Source organism: Dyadobacter chenwenxiniae (assembly GCF_022869785.1).
GTDB lineage: Bacteria > Bacteroidota > Bacteroidia > Cytophagales > Spirosomataceae > Dyadobacter > Dyadobacter chenwenxiniae.
In genome coordinates this window covers 3421300-3444372 of sequence record NZ_CP094997.1, presented here as the reverse complement: position 1 = coordinate 3444372, position 23073 = coordinate 3421300, and the positions used below count along the sequence as shown (strand labels likewise).

The following is a 23073-nucleotide window of genomic DNA, read 5'->3' as shown; positions in this document are numbered from 1 at the left end:
GTATGGCTCAATCCAATGAATACCAGTTTGCGCGCTATAACACGGAGCGCGGACTATCGCATAACGAGGTCAACTGCTTTCTGAAAGACAGTCGGGGTTTTGTCTGGATCGGCACGGCCAATGGCCTGAACAGGTTCGACGGCTATTCTTTTAAGGTTTTCAAGCATATTCAGGGCGATTCCAGCACCATTTCCAATCACCGGATCAACGCGATATTCGAAGATCCGCAGGGTTTTATCTGGATCAATACACAAGTCGGCTTTGATATTTATGATCCTGTTGCAGAGCGTATTGAACACAATGCGGATCTGGCAGCCAAAAGACTGGGCCTTCCCGACGCCAATTTTAGCCGCATTATCAAAACCCGCTCGGGCGATTATTGGATTAATCACAACCGGTTGGGCCTGGTGAAATTTATTACACGCTCCAAAAAGCTGATTAAGATCAAATTCAGTCCGTCCGAAGACTCGTCGGCTCCTGCCAAACGGCTGATTTCTGACTTTGATGAAGACCTGCAAGGGAATCTCTGGGTGGTCTGTGACGACGGTTTCCTTGCCCGCGTACATGCAGGCACGCAAGCCGTGGACGTGCAAAGCGAGATGTTACAGAACCGGAATCTGGGCAATTTATCGAATCACAAAGTTTTTGTCGATGATGACGGCGAGCCCTGGGTTTACGTAGTGAAAGCTGCATTGGGTGCGTTTTATTTTGATTTTAAAAACAACACTTTACGCATTGCCAATACTGCCAACGCGGATTTCCGGCTCAGCAATAATACGGTGAGTTCGATGGTGACAGGTCCGGACGGCCGTATCTGGATGGGGACAGACCACGGCGGCATCAATGTCGTGGACAAAAAACAAGGGACGGTTTCTACATTGCTATTCAATCCCGGCGACCCCAGAACGATAAGCCAAAACAGCATTCAAGCACTTTATAAAGATCCGACGGGCATGATCTGGGCCGGGACATTTAAAAAGGGTTTTTGCAGCTACCATAAGAATATTTTCAAATTTTCACTCATCCAGCATGCGCCCGGCGATCCGCGAAGCCTGCCTTTTGATGACGTGAATATGTTTGTGGAAGATCAGAAGGGCAACCTCTGGCTGGGTATGAATGGCGGAGGCTTGATTTATTTCGATCGTAAAAACAACACTTTCCGTAATTACAGGAATGTTCCGGGTGATCCCGGGAGTTTGAGTAACAATGTGATCGTCAGTTTGTGCCTTGATAAAAGCAATGTACTGTGGATAGGGACGTATTTTGGCGGGCTCAACAGTTTTGACGGCAAAACCTTCACACGTTACTTGCACAATCCGGCAGATTCCACAAGCCTGATCGACGACCGCGTCTGGGAGATTTTTGAGGATTCACAAAAACGACTTTGGGTAGGGACGCTGGCCGATGGCCTGGATTTATTTGACCGCGGTAAAAGGACGTTCCGGCATTATCGCCGACTGGCCCCCAACTCCGTTCGCTCAGATTATATTTCGGCTATGCTGGAAGACAAGCACGGCAATCTGTGGATCGGAACTGCCAATGGAGTCGATGTTTTAATGCGGCAAACGGGCCGTTTTGTACATTATGCATACAGAGCCGGCGATAGCACCAGCCTGAGCAGCGATGCTGTTACCTCGCTGGCGCAGGATCATTTCGGCAACATCTGGATCGGCACTTCCGAAGGGCTTAACCGCTACGATGCCGTAAGCAACACGTTTGTAGTCTACGACACGCGCCACGGCCTGCCGGAGAACTCCATATTGACAGTAGCAGTTGACGCAGCACAAAATCTCTGGCTTGGCACGCCCAAGGGATTGGTTAATATCAACATTTCCAAGCGTGCCGGCGGCTTACCAACTGCATTTGAGGTGCGCACCTTCAATGAAGTGGATGGTCTGCAGGGTAGGGGTTTTAATGAGAATGCGGCATTGCGGCTTCGTTCGGGCGAAATGGTTTTTGGTGGCGCCAACGGATTCTCGATTTTTGATCCGCAACAAATTACAAACGAGCGCACCGCTTCGAAGGTAATGCTCACCGATTTTCAGATTTTCAATAAAAGCGTACAACCCGGGGAGCCTTTTAATGGAAAAGCAGTGCTAACGAAGTCCGTTTCGCTGACGGACCGCATTGTGTTGAAATACAGCCAGAATGTGTTCACCATCGAATTTGCTGCGCTAAATTTCCTGCATCCCGAAAAGAACCATTATTTATACACATTAGAAGGTTTCAACGAGCAATGGTTTGAAGCCGACAACACGCGCAAGGTCACCTATACCAACCTGGATCCGGGCACCTATGTTTTCAAGGTGAAAATGAAAGAAGGCGGCGCGTCCACCGAGCGCAGTCTCCGCGTGGTGATCCTGCCTCCTTTCTGGCGGACGCCCTGGGCTTACCTGCTGTATTTCCTGGTTGTCGCGGGCGCATTGATGATCGCGCGCTGGATCCTGATCGAGCGGGAGCGTATGAATTTCAAGCTGGAACAGGAGCGCCACTATGCACTTCAACTGCATGAGCTGGATATGATGAAGATCCGTTTTTTTACCAATGTAAGCCACGAGTTCCGTACACCGCTGACGCTTATGCTCACGCCGCTGGAAAACCTGCTGAAAAACATCCGTTCGGACCATGCGGTGCACCGGCAGTTGTCCCTCGTCCACCGCAATGCGCAGCGGCTTTTTAATTTGGTAACCCAAATGCTCGATTTTAAAAAGCTGGAAGTGGAAGAAACGCAGTTCCGCCCCGAGCGCGGTGACATTGTGAGGTTTCTCCGCCAAATCGCACAGACTTTTTCAGATCTGTCCGAGCATAAGCACATCCGTTACCGGTTCGAAAGCGAATTAACGTCGCGTTATGCAGATTTTGACCAGGATAAATTGTCCAAGATCATGTATAACCTGCTGTCGAATGCATTCAAATTCACGCAGGAAAACGGTCAGGTGACGGTCCGCTTGCGGATTGTGGATCATGGGAGCAGCGAGGCTTTGGAAATCAGTGTAGCCGACTCCGGTATAGGGATCCCTCCCATTGCGCAGGCCAAGGTTTTCGAGCGATTTTACCAGCATCCGATGCCCGACCACATTATGAACCAGGGCAGCGGTATCGGGCTTGCTATCGCGTGGGAATTTGTAAAAATGCATGGAGGCACCATTGACCTGGAAAGCGCCGTGGGAAAGGGCAGCACATTTACGGTCACATTACCGTTGCAGGAAAGCCCGGCGCGCACTTATTCGTTGCCACCGGCAGAAGCGGAACCAGCTTTGGATAATGCGGGGGAGATAGACCTTCCGACTGAAAAACCGGTCAAAAACAAGCCGCTCGTACTTCTTGTGGAGGATAATGACGAGTTCAGGGTTTATTTGAAAGAAGTATTTTTGAAAGAATACGAGATCCTGGAAGCGCCGAACGGGAAAATCGGGCTGGAAATAACATTGGAACAAATTCCTGACCTGATCGTCAGCGACGTGATGATGCCCGAAATGGATGGGATAGAACTATGCCGAATTATTAAAACCGACCGGCGCATTTCGCACATTCCGGTGGTGCTGCTTACAGCACGTGCGGAGGAAGAACAACAGCTGCAGGGTTACCAAACCGGCGCAGATGCGTACGTAACCAAGCCTTTCCGGTTAGACATTCTGCAGGTCAGGATCGCCAACCTCATTCGTCAGCGCGAGTTATTGCAGCAGCAATTCCAGCAGCATGTGCAGATCCGCCCAAGCGAGATGGCTGTAAGCTCACTGGACGAGCAATTTGTAAACAGCGCGGTAAAAGTGGTGGAGGCAAACCTGGCCAATGCGGAGTTCACCGTTGAGGAACTGAGCGACGCCATGTCGATGAGCCGGATGTATTTATACAAAAAAATCCTTTCGCTGACGGGCAAAACGCCCATTGAATTTATACGCATCATCCGAATCCGGAGAGGCGCGAGCCTGCTGGAGAAAAGCCAGCTTTCCATTTCTGAAATTGCCTACCAGATCGGTTTCAATAACCCCAAATACTTCGCGAAGCTCTTTAAAGAGGAGTATAATATGCTGCCCACGGCCTACCGTAAAGAGCGCCTTTCCCAGGAATAGTACAATGGAACATTCTGATACGAACATAAGCATGGAATGTGCCTGCTCGTTACTTACTCATCGTCTTTTTTAAAATATCCTTCTCAAAATGCACTCACAGGCGAAAAAGTAGGGTGATTTTTTGTCTGAGTTTACAAATGAACCCCTATTTGTAAACATTTGGATCCCTTGCTGATTGTTTTTTAAAGGCACATTTGTCCAACTATTCATTCGATTTATACCAAATCCTGCGCTTTACCCAGAAGTATCGGAAAAGTATAATTCGGAGGCGAACAAATAGTCACTTTATAAAACCAAACAACATGCAACAAAATTTGTACGAAACAAGGCGGGTAAGTCAGCTCCTCGCCGGGTTGCTACGACCTTTTCTTTTAACATTAGGGATCATGGGTGCCGGGCTGGGTGCCTATGCGCAGGGCGATGCGAAGAAAACGATTACCGGTACAGTGGTTTCGGTGGATGGCGATGACGGAATTCCAGGCGCGAGCGTGGTGGTGAAAGGAACCTCTAATGGAACAACTACCAATACTGCGGGTGAATTTTCAATTGAGGCGGCTTCGGGAAATACATTGGTTATTTCTTTTATCGGGTATGTGACGCAGGAAATTCCGGTAGGAAACAAGACAAAAATTGACATCAGATTGCAGGAAAGTATTGCTGCGCTGGACGAGGTGGTGGTGGTAGGGTATGGAGAAATGAAGAAAACGGATGTTTCCAGTTCCCAGGTGACTGTATCAGGCAAAGACCTGAGCAAAACCATCAATACTTCGCTTGAACAAGGCTTACAAGGCCGTGCGGCCAACGTAATGGTGCAGCAGAATTCGGGTCAGCCGGGAGCTGCGCCTTCGGTTCTGATACGCGGTCTGAGCTCGCTGACAGGCACAACGCAGCCATTATATGTGATCGACGGTGTGCAGATCAAGCCGGATAATATGAAGGACGATCCAAACAGCCGTCCAACGGGTTTTTCCAACATCCTTTCCAGCATTAACCCGGACGATATCGAAACGATCAACGTTTTGCAGGGGCCTTCTGCAACAGCGATTTATGGTGCGGTGGGAGCGAACGGTGTTGTAATGATCACGACAAAACGCGGTAAGGCAGGCGAAGCGAAAATCACTTTCAACTCGCTGCTGACATTGCAATCCGAGCCAAAGCATATTGATGTCATGAACCTGCGCGAATACGCGCAGTTCCGTAACGAAGCGGCGGCTGTGGGAAGCACAGCTACTGAACCGCAGTTCGCAGATCCTTCGGTTTTAGGTGAAGGAACGGACTGGCAGGGTGCGCTTTTCCGTCCAACCACACTGCAAAAGTATTCGGTAGGGCTGAGCGGCGGTACTGAAAAGTCAACCTATTATCTTTCAGGGGAGTATTTCAACCAAAAAGGGATTGTAGAAGGATCTGGTTTCAAGCGCTATAATGGTCGTCTGAACCTGGAAAACCAGACCCGTAACTGGCTGAAAATCGGCGCGAATCTGAGCGTTGGTATCACAGAGGAAAAAGTGAACACCAACAATGGTGGCATAATCCAGCTTGCATTGGACCAAAACCCGAGTGTGCCTGTGACCAATCCGGATGGCAGCTGGGGCGGGCCGGTTTCCACGCAGTTCCAATTTACCAACCCGGTAATGATCTCCAAGATCTACAACGACTATAACCGCCGGACGTCGATTCTCGGAAGCCTTTTTGCTGATGTGAAGTTGCTGAAAAACCTGACCTGGCACACGGAAGTGAACGGAAGTGCTGAGTTTTTGAAATACTACTCATTCCACCCGTCTTACACAATCGGCGGTTATGTGGTGTCCCAGGATGCAGCTACATCGGTGCGTTCGGTGAACACAAATAACTGGTGGAGCTTACACAGCCGTCTGGCCTATGATTTGAAACTGGGCAGACATGACGTGAACATTATGGCGGGTCACGAGGCGCAGGCATTCACTTACGAGTCATTAACAGCTTCGCGTAAGAAGTTCATTACCAACACCATTGAAGAGCTTTCAGGTGGTGATGCATCGGTTATTTCTAATGTCAGCAACAACAGCGGCAAGGGATCAGGCTCACGCGAATCGTATTTTGCCCGTGTGAATTACAGCTTTAATGAGCGCTATATCGTCCAGGGAACTTACCGGATGGACGGATCTTCCGCATTCCGCGACGGGCGTCGCTGGGGCAACTTTCCGGCTGTTTCGGTGGCATGGCGTGTTTCGGAAGAGCCTTTCCTGAAAAGTGTTAATGCGATCAATGACCTGAAACTGAGATTTGAGATTGGTCGCTCAGGTAACCAGGGAAGTGGTGGCAATGCCATTTACTCAACGCTTCAAACCGTTCCAACGGGCTGGGGTACAGGCTTTCTGGCTTCCAATTTTGCTAATGAGTTCCTGACCTGGGAAAAAGATGATGTGATCAACGGAGGTTTAGACCTGCACATGTTCGGCAACCGTGTGGAGCTGATCGTGGATGCCTATATCAAGAACATAACCAGCCTGATCACAGTCAATTCTTATCCATTTACTTACGGTGGTGACATTGCTTACTCACCAGGATATCTGAGCTGGCCGGCTGTAAATGCCGGTTCGATGAAAAACCGTGGTGTGGGCTTTACATTGAATACAGTGAACATTGATAAAGGCGGGTTTTATTGGAGAACAGGCATTAACCTTTCATTTGACCGCAATAAAATAACCTCGCTTTTGAACCCGATCACGCCGGTGTGGAATGCTACTTCGGTTGGTTTCAAAACAGAAGTAGGACAACCTGCCAGTATGCTTACCGGCTACATTGCCGACGGCCTTTATCAGGATGCCAACGATATCAGAAACCATGCCATCCAGACTTCAAACGGGGAGATGACTGTCAATCCGTTAACCGGAAGCTGGGTAGGGGATACGAAGTTCAAAGACCTGAATGGCGACGGCGTTATCGATGCTGAGGACCGCACGGTGATTGGTAACCCATGGCCGAAGTTCACTTTGGGTTTCAACAACAATATGACCTATAAGAACTTCGAGCTGAATGCGTTCATGACCGGAAGTTTCAAAAATGACATTCTCAATTACCCGCGTTACCGCGCCGAAGTGCCGGGCAATGGCGGTGTATTCGGGAACCAGTGGAAATCAGTGGCCAATTATGCGCGGCCAAGCAGTTACGCGGTTGGCGATGCCGAAACAGTGACGCTTACCAATCCGGGCCACGTAATCCCGCGCATTGCACCGGGCGACCCGAACGGTAACAACCGGATGAGCAACAACTTTATCGAAGACGGCAGCTACGTGCGTTTGAAAAACATCACATTGAGCTACAATTTCCCGAAATCACTGATGAAAGACCTCTTCATCCGCGGCTTGAAGGCTTCGGTGGGTGCACAAAACCTGTTTACCATTACCAAATACAAAGGTTATGATCCTGAGATCGGGATGGTGAATTACGGCGGAACTGTGATGGCAGGTGTGGACACGGGCCGTTACCCGTCTGTTCGCATGTATTCCTTCGGTTTGACGGCTGATTTCTGATTGATACAATTTTAATTTCAAAAGAGCTTTTATATGCAATTCAAAATCAAACTCTTAGCGGCTATCAGCACATTGATGCTTATGCAGGGATGCAGTGAGGAATTCCTCGACCGCCCGCCGCTGGACGCACTTACTTCGGGTAATTTTTATAAAACTGATGCGGAAATACTTGCCGGAACTGCACCGCTTTACAACATTGTGTGGTTTGATTTCAATGATAAGGCCAATATGTCTTTTCAGGAAGCCCGCGCCGGTAACCTTAATTCCAATGACCGCACTGCTTACATCAAGCACGCGGTTCCTTCAACGGATGTGAACACGCTTTTACCCGGTTATAAATCTTTTTACAAAATCATTGCCCAAAGCAATAACGCGTACAAGGCGATTAAAGAGGCAACAGGAAGCACAGCCTCGGCAGCAGTAAAATCACAGGGGCTTGGTGAATGCCGTTTCATGCGTGCGACGGCCTATTATTACCTCGTTACCAACTGGGGCGCTGTGCCGATTGTGTATGATAACGTGGCGCAGCTGAACGCACCGCCGGTTAGAAACCGCATTGAAGATGTGTGGAAGCTTTTGATCCAGGATTACCGCTTTGCCGCAGAAAACCTGCCATTAACTGCCGAGCAAGGCCGTTTGACAAAATATTCTGCTGAGGGAATGCTGGCCAGAATGTATTTGATGCGTGCTGGTCTGAACCAGAATGGAACGCGCAATCAGTCGGACCTCGACAGTGCGAAATTTTATGCGGAAGATGTAATTACAAAAAGCGGCCGGACGCTGGCGCCAACCTATGCCGAGTTGTTTGAAAGTGCGAACAACAACTCTTCCAAAAACAATCCGGAGAGCTTGTTCTCGCTTCAATGGATGCCGGTAAGCAGCCCGTGGGGGGTTAACAACTCATTTCAGGCCTATTTTGCTTACGATGCCAACATTACCACAACCGGTGATGGCTGGGGTGCGGCGCAGGGTTTGTCAGCGGATCTGGTGAAATACTTTGTCGAAAATCCGGCAGATTCGCTTCGCAGAAAGTCCATCGCGATGTTTGACAGCGATGTTTATCCCAACATTCAAAAAGCAACCGGCGGTCTGAAATACAACAGGCCAGCGCAATTATCAGCCATCAAAAAATACATTGTGGGTTCACCTGCTGACAATGGTGGCTTGGGTGGATTTATGGCGGCCAACATCAATTCTTATATGCTGCGTCTCGCAGAAGTTTACCTGATCTATGCAGATGCTGTTTTGGGCAATGCGGCCACTACTAACAATGCCAAAGCACTGGAATACTTCAATGCAGTACGAAAAAGGGCTGGTATGCCGGCTAAAACGTCGCTGACATTTGAGGATATATTTAAGGAAAGAAGAATCGAGACGGTGTTTGAAGGCAACTCCTGGAATGAGGTGGTGCGCTGGTATTATTTCAATCCGGCCAAAGCGATCGCTTACACGGCTGCGCAACGCAGGGAAAATTACACGATGAGCTATGTGGCTGGCTCTACAAAGCCGAAAAAGTACACTGTGACTTATTCGCCGGCTGAATATTACCCGTTATCGGCCAACACGCTTTATCTGCCGTTCCCTGAGGCTGAGCTCGTAAATGCGCCTTCATTGAAAGCTGAGCCAGTTCCTTTTGATTTCAGCAAACTACTAGATTAACCCAAATCCTGACCAATGATGAACTTCAAAAATATATATAAAACGGCTTTTGGACTATGCTTGGCGGCGGGAATGCTGCTGTCTTTCCAGAGCTGTAATGACGACGACGTAGACGGCGCGCCTTCGATCACCAACGTGCGTCTGCTCGATCCTGCCCTGGCGGACAGTTCACTGAATGCAGCAGAGCCCGGCAGTCTGATCGTGATCCAGGGGCAGAATCTGGGCAGTGTAATGAAAGTGTATTTCAATGATTTCGAAGCAACTTTCAATGCGGCTTTGGGCAGTAATTCAAATCTGATTGTGACCATACCGGCCAATGCACCCACAAAAGCTGTGGATGCTGGTGTGACCAACAAGATCAAGGTGCAGACCAGAGGCGGAGAAGCCACTTACGATTTTGTGCTAACGGCGCCGACACCGGTGCTTTCAGGTCTGTATTCTGAATTTGTAAAGCCGGGCGGAACACTGGTGATCAACGGGGATTATTTTTATAATATCAAATCCGTAAAAGTTGGCTCAACCAGCTTGCAGATCCTAAGCACAACCGAAAAGCAAATCACTGCAAAAATGCCCGCTACTGCCGTTTCAGACATTGTTACGGTCGAAGGAGAATTTGGGACCGTGAAAACAGCATTCAAAATGAATAGTATGGAGGGGCATATGATCAATTTCGATACTCCCGCAACAACCTGGGGCGCAGAAGTCTGCTGGGGAGCGGCGGCGATTTTGCCTGCAACCGATCCGGGCGCCATTTCAGGTAAATATTCCAGGATCAAACAAACCAAGTTGCCAGCTGCCGGCTATGCGGATGCCTGGGTTTTCTCGACTTGCAGCTTCAACTTCAAACTAGCCGCAGGACCAGCCGCAGAAAGACAGTTCAAATTTGAACATAACATTGCAGAGCCGTGGAAAGCAGGTAAATACGACATCACCGTCACAGCAGGCGGCAGTGAATTCGTCTATTCCTTCCAGCCCTGGAATTCCACGGAATATACGGCAACAGGCTATCAAACAAATGGATGGAGAACAGCCGTCATCGAGCTTTCGGAATTCAAAAACGCAGCGGGTGCCACCATCACCGACGTATCCAAAATTTCGGATTTGAAAGTGTCATTCGGCACGGCCGACGTCGCCATTGCGTCATTCAATGGCAGTGTCGACAACTTCCGGATTGTGAAAAAGTAATTGACTGTCACCAGGGCGGCTTTGCCGCCCTGTCACCCTGAGCGGAGTCGAAGGGGCGCTGCTGGCTAGGCATGACGCCTTTTGCATCTTGCTCCTCCCTTCGACTCCGCTCAGGGTGACAGCAGTCAAGGGCAAGATAAATTGCATTCCCCAATATGTATCATTATAAGTTTTCACAAAAAATAGCGTCGCTGCTCATGCTGCTATCGCTCATTTTTAATAGAAATCATGTTTCTGCCCAGCAAAGCAAACTTGTGAATGACCCGGTTGATATCAGCGGTGATTTCAGGGATTTTTCAAACACCATTTTCTTTGCCGATAGTCTGGCGGCGTTTGACTCTGTGACTGGCGCAGGGAAAATCAAATGGAAAAGACATGAGCCTTTTGCTGCTCATAATTTTGATAACTCCATGCTGAGTTACAAGCGGTCTTATAGTAACGAGTTTCCTTCCATTGAGTACGCTCAGGATCCCGTTTTACCTTTTTCGGTGGAGTTCACTTCTCCGCGCACCGTCCGGATTCGTGCGAATACGGGCGCGCAAGGCGCTGTTGGTGAGCCTTCGCTAATGCTTGTGAAAGAGCCTTTGAGAGATGCTTCCTGGAAATATGCGAAGGTGAATGGTGGCCACGAATACACGAATGTACACGGATCGGTGACCATTTATGAAAATCCCTGGAAAATCCTGATTCGGGATGCGAATGGGAAAGTGCTTACACAGACGCGCGGGCAGGCGGATGGAAAATCGTCTTACACACCTACTTTACCGTTTTCATTTGTTCGCAGGGCTTCCGATTATTCGCGGAGTGTGGCAGCTGTTTTTTCCATTTCACCGGATGAGAAGATTTTTGGCTGTGGCGAGTCCTTCACGCGGCTTGACAAGAATGGGCAAAAGGTCGTGTTATGGACGCATGATCCGAATGGCGTCCAAACGCAGACCATGTACAAGCCCATTCCATTTTACATGAGCTCACGCGGTTATGGGATGTTCATGCATACGACTTCGCCTATCACCTGTGATTTTGGCGCAACTTACGGGGAATCAAACGCCATGCAGATTGGCGATGAGAATTTAGACCTGTTTATATTTCTGGGGCAACCCAAAGACATTCTTGACGAGTATACCAATCTTACCGGAAAAGCATCCATGCCGCCGTTGTGGTCATTTGGCTTGTGGATGAGCCGCATCACTTATTTTTCCGAGCAGGATGGCCGTAATGTGGCCGCCAAATTACGCAAGAACCGCATTCCTTCCGATGTAATTCATTTCGATACGGGTTGGTTTGAAACCGACTGGCGCTGTGATTATATCTTTGCGCCCAGCCGTTTCAAAGATCCGGAAGGCATGATCGCTGATTTGAAAAAACATGGTTTCCGCACATCGCTGTGGCAATTGCCTTATTTCGTGCCCCAAAACAGTCTTTATCCCGAAATCACATCCAAAGGCCTGGCCGTAAAGAATGCAAACGGGACTATTCCTTACGAGGATGCCATTCTGGATTTTTCTAATCCTAACACCATTAAATGGTATGAAGATAAAATCTCAGGCTTGTTGAAGCTGGGCGTTTCAGCTATTAAAGTGGACTTCGGTGAAGCTGCTCCATTTTCAGGTGTATATGCCTCCGGGCGTACAGGCTTTTACGAGCATAACCTTTATCCGTTGCGTTATAACAAAATTGTCTCCGAGCTTACCCGCAAGATCACAGGTGACAACATTATCTGGGCCAGGAGCACCTGGGCGGGAAGTCAGCGTTACCCGATCCATTGGGGTGGCGACGCGGAAACGACGAACAAGGGGATGGAAGCACAGTTGCGTGGCGGATTGTCCCTGGGAATGTCCGGGTTTACATTTTGGAGCCATGATATCGGCGGTTTTACCATGAAAACGCCCGAAGATTTGTATCGCCGCTGGCTCATGATGGGCCTGCTGAGCTCGCACACCCGCACGCACGGACAGGCGCCTAAGGAGCCCTGGGAATACGGCGAAGATTTCCAAAACTATTTCAGAAAAGCGGTGGAATTGAAATACAGGCTCATGCCTTACATTTATACCCAATCCAAACTCTCCTCCGAAAAGGGCTTGCCCATGGTGCGGGCACTGCTGGTTGAATTTCCGGAAGATCCTGGCGCCTGGATGGTGGACAATGCATATATGTTTGGATCCGACATTCTGGTCGCGCCTTTGTTTGAAAATACGAAGAGCCGGCCAGTATATCTGCCAAAAGGGAAATGGATAGATTATCAAACCCGCAAAACCTACGAAGGCGGCTGGCACAATATCGCCGCCGGCGAGCTGGAAGTGGTTATGCTGGTGCGCGAAGGAGCTGTGCTGCCCCATGTGGAAGTGGCACAGTCAACGGACCAGATCGACTGGAAAAATATAGAGTTGATTGGTTTCAATGTAACCAGTGCAACAACGGCTGTAAAACTGTTTATGCCGGGAGAAAGCGAGGTGAAAGATGTTTCAATAATCAAAAAAGGCGGTAAACTGGCTGTCAGTAAAGATCCTTTCAAAGGAAATGTGCGCTGGATAACCAAGTGAAAACAGGCTTGCAAGGTGGATTTGCTTTGCCCTACTTTTCCGGCTGCGCTGGATCGGAACTTACGGGGTCACTTTTGAGCATGTTATTAAGCGATGAGTGCCAGTTGATCAATACATCAATCACAAAATAATCCCGTAGATTGCTTTTCAGACTTGTGCGCATGATCCTCTTTACCACGCTCTTATGCACCTCACCTGCCTCGAGCACACGGGGCAGGAATTGAAGTGCCACCAAAGTCAGCACCGCACCGATCAGAAAAAGGAAGTTCCATTCGTGCAGTAAAAGCAGACGGAATGTTTTTTGAAGGTTCGGGCCACTCCATTCCGCGATGACGCGGAGTTGTCTTAATGTATAATAATCAGCAAGATAGCCGCCAATTAACGGTGCAAGGGAAGAGAATACCGCGGTAATGATATTTTTTACAGAAAGATAAACAATCGCTTCGCGCGAAGGAGCGAGCTTCAAGCCTATGTTGGTCAGCGCCAGGTTGGTACCCGCATTGGCTGACCCGCTTACAATATGAATGGCTGCCAGGAGTGCCAGGTTGGAGATTAAATTGGTATAAATCCCGACAAAACACCAGGCAATCACACAAGCCGAATAAAGCGGCGCGCATATGGAAATGATCGTTTTGTTACTATACCGGTCTGCGAATTTACCCCAATAACCGATTGTGAAAATGCTGGACAACTGGCTTAAAATCGTAAGCGGAATAATGTAGGTTAGCGTAAGCCCCAGCGTTTTTAACATATATACCGTAAAAAAGGGCGTGGCAATATTAACAGCAAACAGCCATAACGAGTTGAAAACCAGTAATCTCTGGAAATTCTTATCGCGCAGCGGCTTTATAAACATTTTAAGGATATTCTCATTGGGTAAATAGGATCTCGGTTCCGGCACACGGGCCAGCAGGACAACTGCTGACAGGCCGGCCATCCCGGCCATCATAAACATGGTTGCATATACATACAACTCATATTGCGGGGCATGTCGGCGCAGATAATCGATGGATACCGCCAGAATGATGCTGAGCACAACATTAAGGGTTTGCGCATAGCGGCTCCGTCTAGAAAAAAAAGCGCCCAGCATATCTCCGGGCACCAGGTCTTTCATCCAGGCATTCCAGCTGGGACCCGCAATGGACCCGAAGAGATAATAGAAAAACAGAAAAAAGAGCAGCAGACTTACCGGGGCATTGGCGCCAAAGAAAAACGGCATCGCTCCCAGCAACACCATGGGAATACGGGCCAATATGCAGCAAATGACGGACACAGCTCTACGGTTATTGTATTTTCGGATCAAAAACACTGATAAGAGCTGAAAAATATTAGTGAATGTCGGCAGCGAAGCCAGTAACCCGATCTGAAAATTGCTCGCACCGAGTATGATCGCGAATGCAACCATAAAAGTGCCTCCGGCGAGGGTTACCATGGCTTCGGTGGTCATTCCTTCTTTCAGAACGGTGTTCAGTCCGTTCCTGACCTCTTCCTCGGTAAGTGTTTCTTTTGGTTCAAAGATCACAACGCTTCTTTTTTAATAACACCAGAGCAGCCTAAAATTCATACCAGCCAGTAAAAGCAGCATTGTTGCATCGGCACGATTTTTCTAAATGATTAAAATGTACCCAAGTGTGTATTAAATTCTGAAAACACTTAACAATCAGACACATCATCAAACTATACCAAACGCAACATGAGAATCGGGATCATTGCTCACCTGAAGTATCCAATTTGCAAGCCTTTCATGGGAGGATTGGAAGCCTTCACCTATGATATTTGTCAGCGGTTACTCGCCCGCGGGCACGACGTGCTGTTATACGCCTGCGCTGGCTCGGATCCCATTCTGAATGTCAGGCCCATCTTATGTGAAGAAGATTATCACCCAATTACTTCTTCTCAGTTCACTTCCCGCCAGTTGAGTACAGAATATATTTCTACACATCACGCTTATGTGGAAATGATGCAGGAAATAGACAAGGATGAACTGGATATTATATTTAATAACAGTTTGAATTACGTTCCGATTATGATGTCGGCACTTGTAAAGGCGCCAATGGTCACTGTGCTGCATACCCCGCCAATATTTGAGCTAAAAAATGCTATTCGACGTGAACAGGATTACGGGCGCGTCAGGTATGTTTCTGTTTCAAAGACCAATGCAGAAAATTGGAAAGCATACGCGCCGCAATGTGATATCATTCATAACGGAATCGACTTAGCCTCATGGCATTTTTACTCTGGCAATGACCGTGGCTATATCATGTGGTTTGGACGGATTCATCCGGATAAAGGACTGCATCTGGCGATTGACGCCGCCAGGCTTGCCGGTAAAAAAATGAAGATCGCAGGGGCGATCAGCGATGCGCATTATTATGAAACTCAAATTGTGCCGCGCCTTGACGATTCAATCGAACTGCTGGGATCTTGTGACCACATAAAACTGAACGAACTGATCGGTAATGCGGAAGTATCGCTGATCACGCCGTGCTGGGATGAACCTTTCGGACTTGTGGTTGCTGAATCGCTTGCGTGCGGGACGCCGGTTGCAGGCATTGCAAAGGGCGCATTACCGCACTTGCTAAACGAGCGGACGGGAAGCCTGTGCAGCGGAAACGACGTGCAGGAACTGGCGGATTGCATTCTGATGGCAGGAAATTTAGATCGCACAGATTGTCGGCAACGTGCAGAAGAGTTATTTGATGTTGAAAAAATGGTTGATGTCTATGAGGCCTTATTTGAAAAAATAGCATCGGAAAGAATGGAAATGACGATTAAGGCACATGTCAGCTAGTTTTGCTTTCTATATCCATCACCACGGTTCGGGACACCTGATGCGTGCGATTTCCATCGCATCGCAGCTGGGAAATGCAAAGGTTACTTTTCTTGGAAGCGATTTGATGCGGTATGCGGAAGTTATCCCAAATGCTATTACCTGTATTCACCTGCCCGGTGATGTTGCTGGCCCGGAGGATCCTTTCGCTTCCCGAATGCAGTTAAGTTTTCTGCACTACGCGCCCCTCAATGTTGAAAGAGTTGCCAGGCTCGCGGCAGCAATCTCCGCAGCTTTACACGCATTATTTCCTGTGATATTGATTGTTGATGTTTCCGTGGAAGTGACGATGTTAGCCACCTTGTGCGGAACGCCCACAGTAGTGATACGCCAGAATGGCGATAGGGATGATAATGCCCATTTACATGCCTATGAATGCGCACAGCTGCTGATTGCACCTTCGACAGCGCAGTTGATGAACCCTTCTCCGTATGATTGGGTAAACAGCAAAACTTTCTTTTCGGGAGGCTTTTCCAAATATTCCGGAATGGGACAACATCTCGGAGCGGTGAATCCCTGGTCAATTGGTGTCATTGTCGGCTCGGGCGGTACTTCAATAAATGGGGCTGTCATCAATGCTTTGGCAACCCAATGCAGTGGCTGGTCAATCCACGTAATCGGAGCAGTTTCGGAAACGGAACGTGTGGTAACGCCGAATGTTATTTTCCATGGACAACTGAACGATCCGGCTTCTGTACTGTCCGGATGCAGTGTGGTCATAGGCAATGCCGGCCACAATACGGTTATGGAAATGGCCGATCTGGGGAAAAAATTCGTTTGCATACCCGAAGACCGCCCGTTCCGGGAGCAGTTGCGTAAGGCAGCGCTTTTGGAACAGAATGGGATGGCAGTCGTAGTCCATCCCGAAGAATTAGGCAATGTTGCATGGGAGCCAATCATCAGGCAGGCTGCAAGCCTGGATAACAATTGCTGGCAGGATGTGATCAAGCCATCAGCATTGGCAGATGTTGCGCGTAGGCTGCACGGACTATGGGAAAATAACTTCTCCCATCAGCAATCATAATTTAAGAGCGGCAGCGATTTCGACATCGCCAGGCTTACGCACGATCCTGATCTCATTGTCTTCCCAGGCTATTAATCCCATATCTGCAAATTTTTTCAGCCATCCTTCCATAGGCCATTTTTTCCATTTCATAAAGAATGTTTTTGCATTGGTAAGAATATCTTCAAAATGGTTAAGCGGCGGATCATAGCTTGCGTGATACTGATGATAAGCAATGGCATCGGCGACACTGAGTGCAATGCCCTGTTGTCTGGCTGTGAAGCCGAAGTCCGTATCTTCTGCTCCGTAACCGGTAAATCGGGTATCGAAACCACCGATACGGTCGTAGATTTCCTTGCTGCACGCAAAACTAAGCGACCAGAAAAGAGCGTGCGTCACCTCACGCAAATCGGCACGCACAGGATCCGGCGAGCTCGCTTCCCACATTTTTGACAGGAAGCCTGGCTCCAAAGTGGCTCCCTGCCGGAGATATCTGACCGGCCCTATCCAGAGATGGTCGGCATTCCGGCAAGCATTCAAATAATTTCCTACCAGTTGCGGCGCCGGAATACAATCCACATCCAGAAAAATGATGAAAGGGGAAGCTGCTTGTTCTGCCGCAAAATTGCGTGCAGCTGCAAGAGGCAATCTTTCATCGGCATCAAACCGGAAGGTACGGACAGGGAAATTTTCAGAAGCAAGCTCACTGGCGGGCTCATTCATATGGACGATCACAAGCTCAGCCGGAAAAGCCTCGGCCCTCTCCAACCCCAAAACCAGATTGTGAAGCGCCTCCTGCCGGGATTTGACTATTGTTAGTACGGAAACAGGTGTAATGTTCATGGATAAAAATTTACCCAATTACGATACAAAAAATCTGCCATTGCGAAAAAGAATATAACATCAGGTGCGCGTAAACCAGCCGGGAAGCCGTGGACGATTGGGAATATTGGTGTAAGTTTGATGGGCGTCGCTGAAATTAATGTTATTTTACTTTTAAGAACAAAAGAATGAATCGTAGCTGAATGGATGAAAAAATACGGCACTTTCGAAAGCTGCTTGATTACATACTGATCGCAATGAGCGTCGCTTGCTCGATGGTGGTTGTTTTTCACCTGGGCTATAACACGGACCCGGACATTGAGCACCTTACCAACCGGATACTCGAGTGGTGCTTTTTATTTTTTGCCCTGGCATTGGCCGCCAAAACATTCACCGCATTTAAAAGCAAATCTTCGGTTATTTCAAGGGTGGGCGAGGCGCTGCTCCTTTTTTATTTTCTTGCCGTGATCATCGCCGACAGCTACCATTTTTCCGCGATGGATGGCACCGAACTTGTCAAGCCCGAATGGATGTACCTGGGCATTTTTGCAATCCTGATCATTGAAGTTTCAAAGCAGACACTGTTTTTTGATAAATTCTATTTTAATCCGACGCTGCTTTTCGTCCTGAGTTTTCTAGCGCTGATCCTGATCGGTACGGCTCTGTTGCTGCTGCCTAAAACAACTCACCACCAGCAACTTAGTTTTGTAGACGCGCTTTTTATGGCAACAAGTGCGGTATGCATTACCGGGCTGTCCGTCGTAGACACTGCCTCCGAATTCACGCGCTTCGGGCAGACGATCCTGCTCGTGCTTGTGCAGATCGGCGGGTTGGGAATCATGACATTCACAGGCTTTTTTGGCTACTTTTTCTCGGGTGGATTTTCATATAAAAACCAGCTCATGTTTACCGAGCTCATTGGTGAGAATAAGGTAAGCTCGGTGATTTCTACTTTATATAAAATTATACTCGTCACCTTCTTTTTTGAAATACTCGGGGGTGTTTTCATCTATTTTAGCCTGGACCCGGATCAATTTGAGAACCGGGCCGAACACTTTTATTTCACTGTTTTTCATGCTGTAACGGCCTTCTGTAATGCAGGCTTTTCCACTTTGCCCGAAGGGCTGAACAATGGAGCCGTTCGCTTTAATTATGAGCTCCATTTATCCATAATTGTGCTTTATGTGATGGGCGGGCTTGGTTTCGGGATCATTTTTAATACTTATGAATTCATCCGGCGCTGGGTTTTTAATATTTATCATAAGATCAGGTATGGCCGCCATTTTCTGCACCGGGCGCGCGTGATTGCTTTTAACTCCAGAATAATTGCTTACACCAGCTTTTTCCTGATGCTTTTCGGGTTCGTCCTGGTTTTTATATTGGAATACAAGCATACGCTCCGGGCCCACGAAAGCATTTATGGCAAAGTCGTTACTGCTTTATTCATTGGCACCAGCCCCCGTTCGGCAGGTTTTAATACCGTGATGATCAGCGGGCTGGCCTTTCCGACAGTGATGCTCATTTTCCTTTTAATGTGGATCGGGGCCGCTCCGGGCTCAACCGGAGGCGGCATTAAGGTGACAACATTTGCACTCGCCACCCTCAATATTTTCAGGATTGCAAAGGGAAGGGACAGCATAGAAGCTTTTGGAAGAAAAGTATCGGATGACTCGGTTTCCAGGGCGTTGGGCATCATTTCATTGTCCCTGATCTTTCTGGGTGCGGCCATATTTATGCTAGCGGTTACAGATCCCGATAAAAACCTGCTATCACTGGCATTTGAGACGTTTTCAGCTTACAGCACCACCGGTTTGAGTCTCGGCGTAACTCCGCAACTGAGCAATGCAGGCCGGTTAGTGATCATTTTAACTATGTTTGTCGGTCGGGTAGGGTCGCTCACCTTGCTGGTAGCATTTGTGAGAAAGTCAAAACCAACAGATTACCGGCTCCCGGCAGAGCAAATGAACTTTTAAAACTGCAATTATATGAAGTATATCATATTTGGATTGGGAAGCTTCGGGAAATCCCTTGCCATTCGCCTCACGGAACTGGGGCATGAGACGATTGGCGTAGATAACAATATGCAAAAAGTGGAGCAGTTGAAGGACCGCATTACCCATACGGTCTGCATGGATTGTACGGATAAAAACGCGGTCAGCTCACTTCCGCTCAAAGACGCGGATTCAGTGATCGTGGCGATTGGCGAGGATGAAGGCGCTTCGCTGCTGTCTACGGCATTGCTCAAACAGCTTGGCGTGAAAAAAATCATCGGCAGGGTTGTTTCGGATCTTCAGAAAACGGTTTTGGAAGCCATGCAGATCGAAGAATACATTCTTCCCGAAGAAGAATCGGCTGAAAGGCTGGCTATGCGCCTGGATAATTCCGGCATTGTGGATTCTTTTAAGATATCTGAAAAATACAGCATTATTGAAACCCGGGTCCCGGAGCGTTACATAGGCATGACACTTGCAGAGGCGGATTTGACCAACCGTTACAATGTGATCGTACTCACGGTGCTTACCCTGTCGAAAGAATCTGAAAACGGTCTGGCCAAAATCTTTAAAAGGGCATCGGGAATCGCTACGCCCAGCACAGTAATGCGTGAAAATGAGGTCCTGGTTCTTTTTGGGGAGTTGAGTGATATAGAAAAACTTATGCATTAAGGCACTGACATGATATCCGGCAAGATTCTGTTTATATTTCAGAGCATTACAACCACGCGTTTTCCGTCGGGCACATCCATCGTCCACAGCTCCGCAATATTGGCCAGCTTTCCGGTGACTGTATCCAATTTCAATTTTCCATCAGCAGCTAGTTGCAGGGCTTCTGGCAGAATGTCAGAAAAGATACTGCTTGTGTGTTCCCGGGGCCAAGATCCGATTCCTGAGCCGGTTAATTTCAAATCTACACTGCGCAGTATTGCGGACGACAACTGTATCATATCTCCCGCCATACTACCCACCGAAACATAGGTCACCGGATTTGTAAACAACTCCTTGCCTTTGAGTACAGACAGGATCAGCTCTGCAGTCCGGCCCCACAAGTAGTCAATGACGATATTGATGGGTGTTACCCGATGAAGCTCTTGCAATTGTTCCACAAAATGCTCGTGCTTTCCTGTGATCGCAATGGTTTCATCAGCTCCAAGTGGCCGCAGCCTGGCAAGGGACTGTTGATTTCTGCCTGTCGCAATTACTTTTTTTGCACCGTAGTACTTAGCCAACTGTACGGCAACCTGCCCGGTCACCCCCGTTGCGCCATTTATCAGCACTATATCGCCGTCTTTAATGTTGGCTTTGAATTTCAAACCCATTGCTGCCCCGACCACTGCATTAGGCAGGGCGGCCGCAGTTGCGTCGTCTAAGGCTGAGGGCAATTTCACAATGCGGTCTTTGTGAATAAAGGCCTTTTCAGCCATCATTCCGCTGATACCCATGCCGTAAACACGGGTGCCGTCGGGCAAAAGGCAGACGCCGTCGCCTCCTGGAATATGGCCCGTCTCAGGTGTGGCTACGCTGCTGTAATGCTTGCCTGATGCAATGCTTTTGTCCAATTGCTTGATGGCGACAGCCTTTACACTTACTAAAACTTGGTTATCCTTTTCCGCCAAAGGTTCAGGGATCTCCGTGTACTTTGGTAGTCCGATGCCGGGATATATAATGGCTGCTTTCATCTCTTATCGCTGTTTTTTTGTTTTTCCAAAACTACTTTGTGCAGCAGGCTGGCAGCGATAACATATGTTATTAAATCAGAAATGGTCAGCGCCCCTGGCAAGTTTTCCTTTAATCCGGCTCAGGTGAACGGCACTCACACCTAAATAGGAAGCTATGTAGTGCTGCGGAACGCGCTGGATAATATGTGGCCGTTCGGCTAAAAGTCGCAGGTAACGCTGTTCGGGCGTGTCGCGGATAAAGGATACGAGTTCGTTGTTGTATCGCTTGTGGCGGTCTGCCGATATTTTAAGAAATATCTGTATAAAACCAGGTTCCTGGCTCAAATCCTCAACCATTTGCATCACATGGATCCTGGGCAGAAGGTAAATGACAGACGGCTCGATCGTTTCAATGGTAAACTGGCTTGCGGCTTCGTTAACAAAGCTGTCAAATAAGGAAAAGCCAGCGTTTTCAAAGAAAAACTGAACCGTTTTCTCATCCCCGCCTTTATCAAAATATGCCCGTACGCAGCCTTGCTCAACGGAAATGTAATGTTGAGACACCTGTCCTTCTTTCAGTAAAACGGTTTTGGCTGGGACGTCCAATCGGCGCTGATGCGGTAAATATTTGTCCCAGTACTTTTCCAGTTGTGGGAATTCTTTGCGGAAATGCAGGAACATATTTAATTGATCATCTTGAATGAACGCTTAATAAGCTTAGGACAATGCTCCCGGAGGAGGGCCGCCTGCCGGCCTGGAGTTATCCTTGGGAAGCGGCACATATTCTTCATTGTCTGTCGGTGGCAAAATGATTCGTCCCTGCTTCCAGTCCTCTTTTGCCTGTTCGATTCTTTCCTTTCGGCTGGATACGAAATTCCACCAGATATAACGTTCCCCCAAATGTTCACCGCCCAGCATCATGAGGATTGTGTTTTCTTTCGCAATGATCACCGGGTCCACGCCATTGTTAAAAACCATCAACTTCCCGGCGGAATAAGTAATGCCGCTGATTTCCACACTGCCCCTGACAATGTAGGCCCCTCTTTCACTATGTCCTTGTGGCAGGCCAAACCGTGCACCCTGATTGAGAACAACGTGGACGTAAAACATGGGCGAACTTGTACTGACCTCATTTGTCAATCCATACGCATTGCCCGCAATCAAACGCATCCAGATTCCTGTGTCTGTAAATATCGGTAGTTGATCTGGTGTATAATTTTTAAAAGAAGGTTCTGATTCTTCGTCCTTTTCGGGAAGTGCTACCCAGGTTTGTATCATTTCCAGTTCGCCGCCTGCCAGCATGGCCGGATCTTCAAAGCGTTCGCTATGGGCTATGCCTTTTCCTGCTGTCATCCAGTTTACTTCGCCAGGCCTTATGACCTGTTCTACCCCAAGGCTATCCCTATGCGTGACATTTCCGCTAAACAAATAACTGACCGTGGACAAGCCAATGTGCGGATGCGGTAATACGTCCAGGTTTGTTGAAGTAGGCGTAGGAATGCTTACAGGACCGCCATGATCCATAAAAATAAACGGACCTACCATTCTGCGGAGCTGATAGGGCAGAATGCGTTTCACTTCAAAACCAGGGACTATCTGGGCTTTTCTTGATTCAATAATTATATCAAGCATATCGGTTAAGGCCGTTTGACAATGTGTTGTGATTTATAGAATGTGGCATACTGAGGATTTAAGTTAGTGATCCATGTGTTTATATATCCGGTTGAGCCGGTAATTTTTCAGTTCAGCCGGGACTGTACACCATTTTCATAGAAAAATTGACATTTTATAATTATA

14 protein-coding genes are annotated in these 23073 nt (G+C 48.2%); 9 read left to right on the top strand and 5 right to left on the bottom strand.

Translation table 11 applies throughout. The features are described 5' to 3' along the window. Positions 1–2 precede the first annotated feature (2 nt). From MUK70_RS14680 to MUK70_RS14660, 5 genes are all read left to right on the top strand, one after another. Positions 3–4073, top strand: a complete 4071-nt coding sequence (locus MUK70_RS14680) for a hybrid sensor histidine kinase/response regulator transcription factor (protein WP_234653266.1) — start codon at positions 3–5, stop codon at positions 4071–4073. A gap of 302 nt (positions 4074–4375) precedes the next feature. Beyond that, a complete protein-coding gene (locus MUK70_RS14675; RefSeq protein WP_234653264.1) occupies positions 4376–7585 on the top strand; it encodes a SusC/RagA family TonB-linked outer membrane protein in 3210 nt (1069 codons plus the stop codon). A 33-nt stretch (positions 7586–7618) separates the two neighbouring features. Beyond that, positions 7619–9244, top strand: coding sequence for a RagB/SusD family nutrient uptake outer membrane protein (locus tag MUK70_RS14670; protein WP_234653262.1), 1626 nt, complete (start codon positions 7619–7621; stop codon positions 9242–9244). Between the two features lie 15 nt (positions 9245–9259). Continuing rightward, a complete protein-coding gene (locus MUK70_RS14665) occupies positions 9260–10429 on the top strand; it encodes a glycan-binding surface protein (RefSeq protein ID WP_234653261.1) in 1170 nt (389 codons plus the stop codon). A 155-nt stretch (positions 10430–10584) separates the two neighbouring features. Then, positions 10585–12969 carry a glycoside hydrolase family 31 protein gene (locus tag MUK70_RS14660; RefSeq protein ID WP_234653259.1) on the top strand — a complete coding sequence of 795 codons (2385 nt, stop codon included), beginning with the start codon at positions 10585–10587 and terminating at the stop codon, positions 12967–12969. Between the two features lie 31 nt (positions 12970–13000). Here the strand turns inward: MUK70_RS14660 and MUK70_RS14655 are convergent, their stop codons facing one another. Beyond that, complete coding sequence (locus MUK70_RS14655; RefSeq protein ID WP_234653257.1) at positions 13001–14491, bottom strand: MFS transporter; 1491 nt, start codon at positions 14489–14491, stop codon at positions 13001–13003. Positions 14492–14662: 171 nt separating this feature from the next. Here MUK70_RS14655 and MUK70_RS14650 point away from each other — a divergent pair, with 171 nt between their 5' ends. After that, positions 14663–15760: a glycosyltransferase family 4 protein gene (locus MUK70_RS14650; protein WP_234653255.1), complete on the top strand. Its 1098-nt coding sequence runs from the start codon at positions 14663–14665 to the stop codon at positions 15758–15760. Further along, complete coding sequence (locus tag MUK70_RS14645) at positions 15750–16823, top strand: glycosyltransferase (protein WP_234653253.1); 1074 nt, start codon at positions 15750–15752, stop codon at positions 16821–16823. Before MUK70_RS14650 ends, MUK70_RS14645 begins: the two co-directional genes overlap by 11 nt. Here MUK70_RS14645 and MUK70_RS14640 read toward each other — a convergent pair. Further along, complete coding sequence (locus MUK70_RS14640; RefSeq protein WP_234653251.1) at positions 16818–17645, bottom strand: glycosyltransferase family 2 protein; 828 nt, start codon at positions 17643–17645, stop codon at positions 16818–16820. The genes MUK70_RS14645 and MUK70_RS14640 overlap by 6 nt on opposite strands. 182 nt (positions 17646–17827) lie before the next feature. Here MUK70_RS14640 and MUK70_RS14635 point away from each other — a divergent pair, with 182 nt between their 5' ends. Both MUK70_RS14635 and MUK70_RS14630 read left to right on the top strand, forming a co-directional pair. Then, positions 17828–19597 (top strand): TrkH family potassium uptake protein, encoded by a 1770-nt coding sequence (locus tag MUK70_RS14635; protein WP_234653249.1) that lies wholly within the window; start codon positions 17828–17830, stop codon positions 19595–19597. A gap of 12 nt (positions 19598–19609) precedes the next feature. Next, on the top strand, positions 19610–20287 hold the full coding sequence (locus tag MUK70_RS14630) for a potassium channel family protein (protein WP_234653247.1): 678 nt from the start codon (positions 19610–19612) through the stop codon (positions 20285–20287). Positions 20288–20325: 38 nt separating this feature from the next. Here the strand turns inward: MUK70_RS14630 and MUK70_RS14625 are convergent, their stop codons facing one another. The 3 genes from MUK70_RS14625 to MUK70_RS14615 form a co-directional block, all read right to left on the bottom strand. After that, on the bottom strand, positions 20326–21297 hold the full coding sequence (locus MUK70_RS14625; protein ID WP_234653246.1) for a quinone oxidoreductase family protein: 972 nt from the start codon (positions 21295–21297) through the stop codon (positions 20326–20328). Positions 21298–21372: 75 nt separating this feature from the next. Continuing rightward, complete coding sequence (locus MUK70_RS14620) at positions 21373–21957, bottom strand: Crp/Fnr family transcriptional regulator (RefSeq protein WP_234653244.1); 585 nt, start codon at positions 21955–21957, stop codon at positions 21373–21375. A gap of 36 nt (positions 21958–21993) precedes the next feature. Next, positions 21994–22908 (bottom strand): pirin family protein, encoded by a 915-nt coding sequence (locus MUK70_RS14615; RefSeq protein ID WP_234653242.1) that lies wholly within the window; start codon positions 22906–22908, stop codon positions 21994–21996. Positions 22909–23073: the final 165 nt, after the last annotated feature.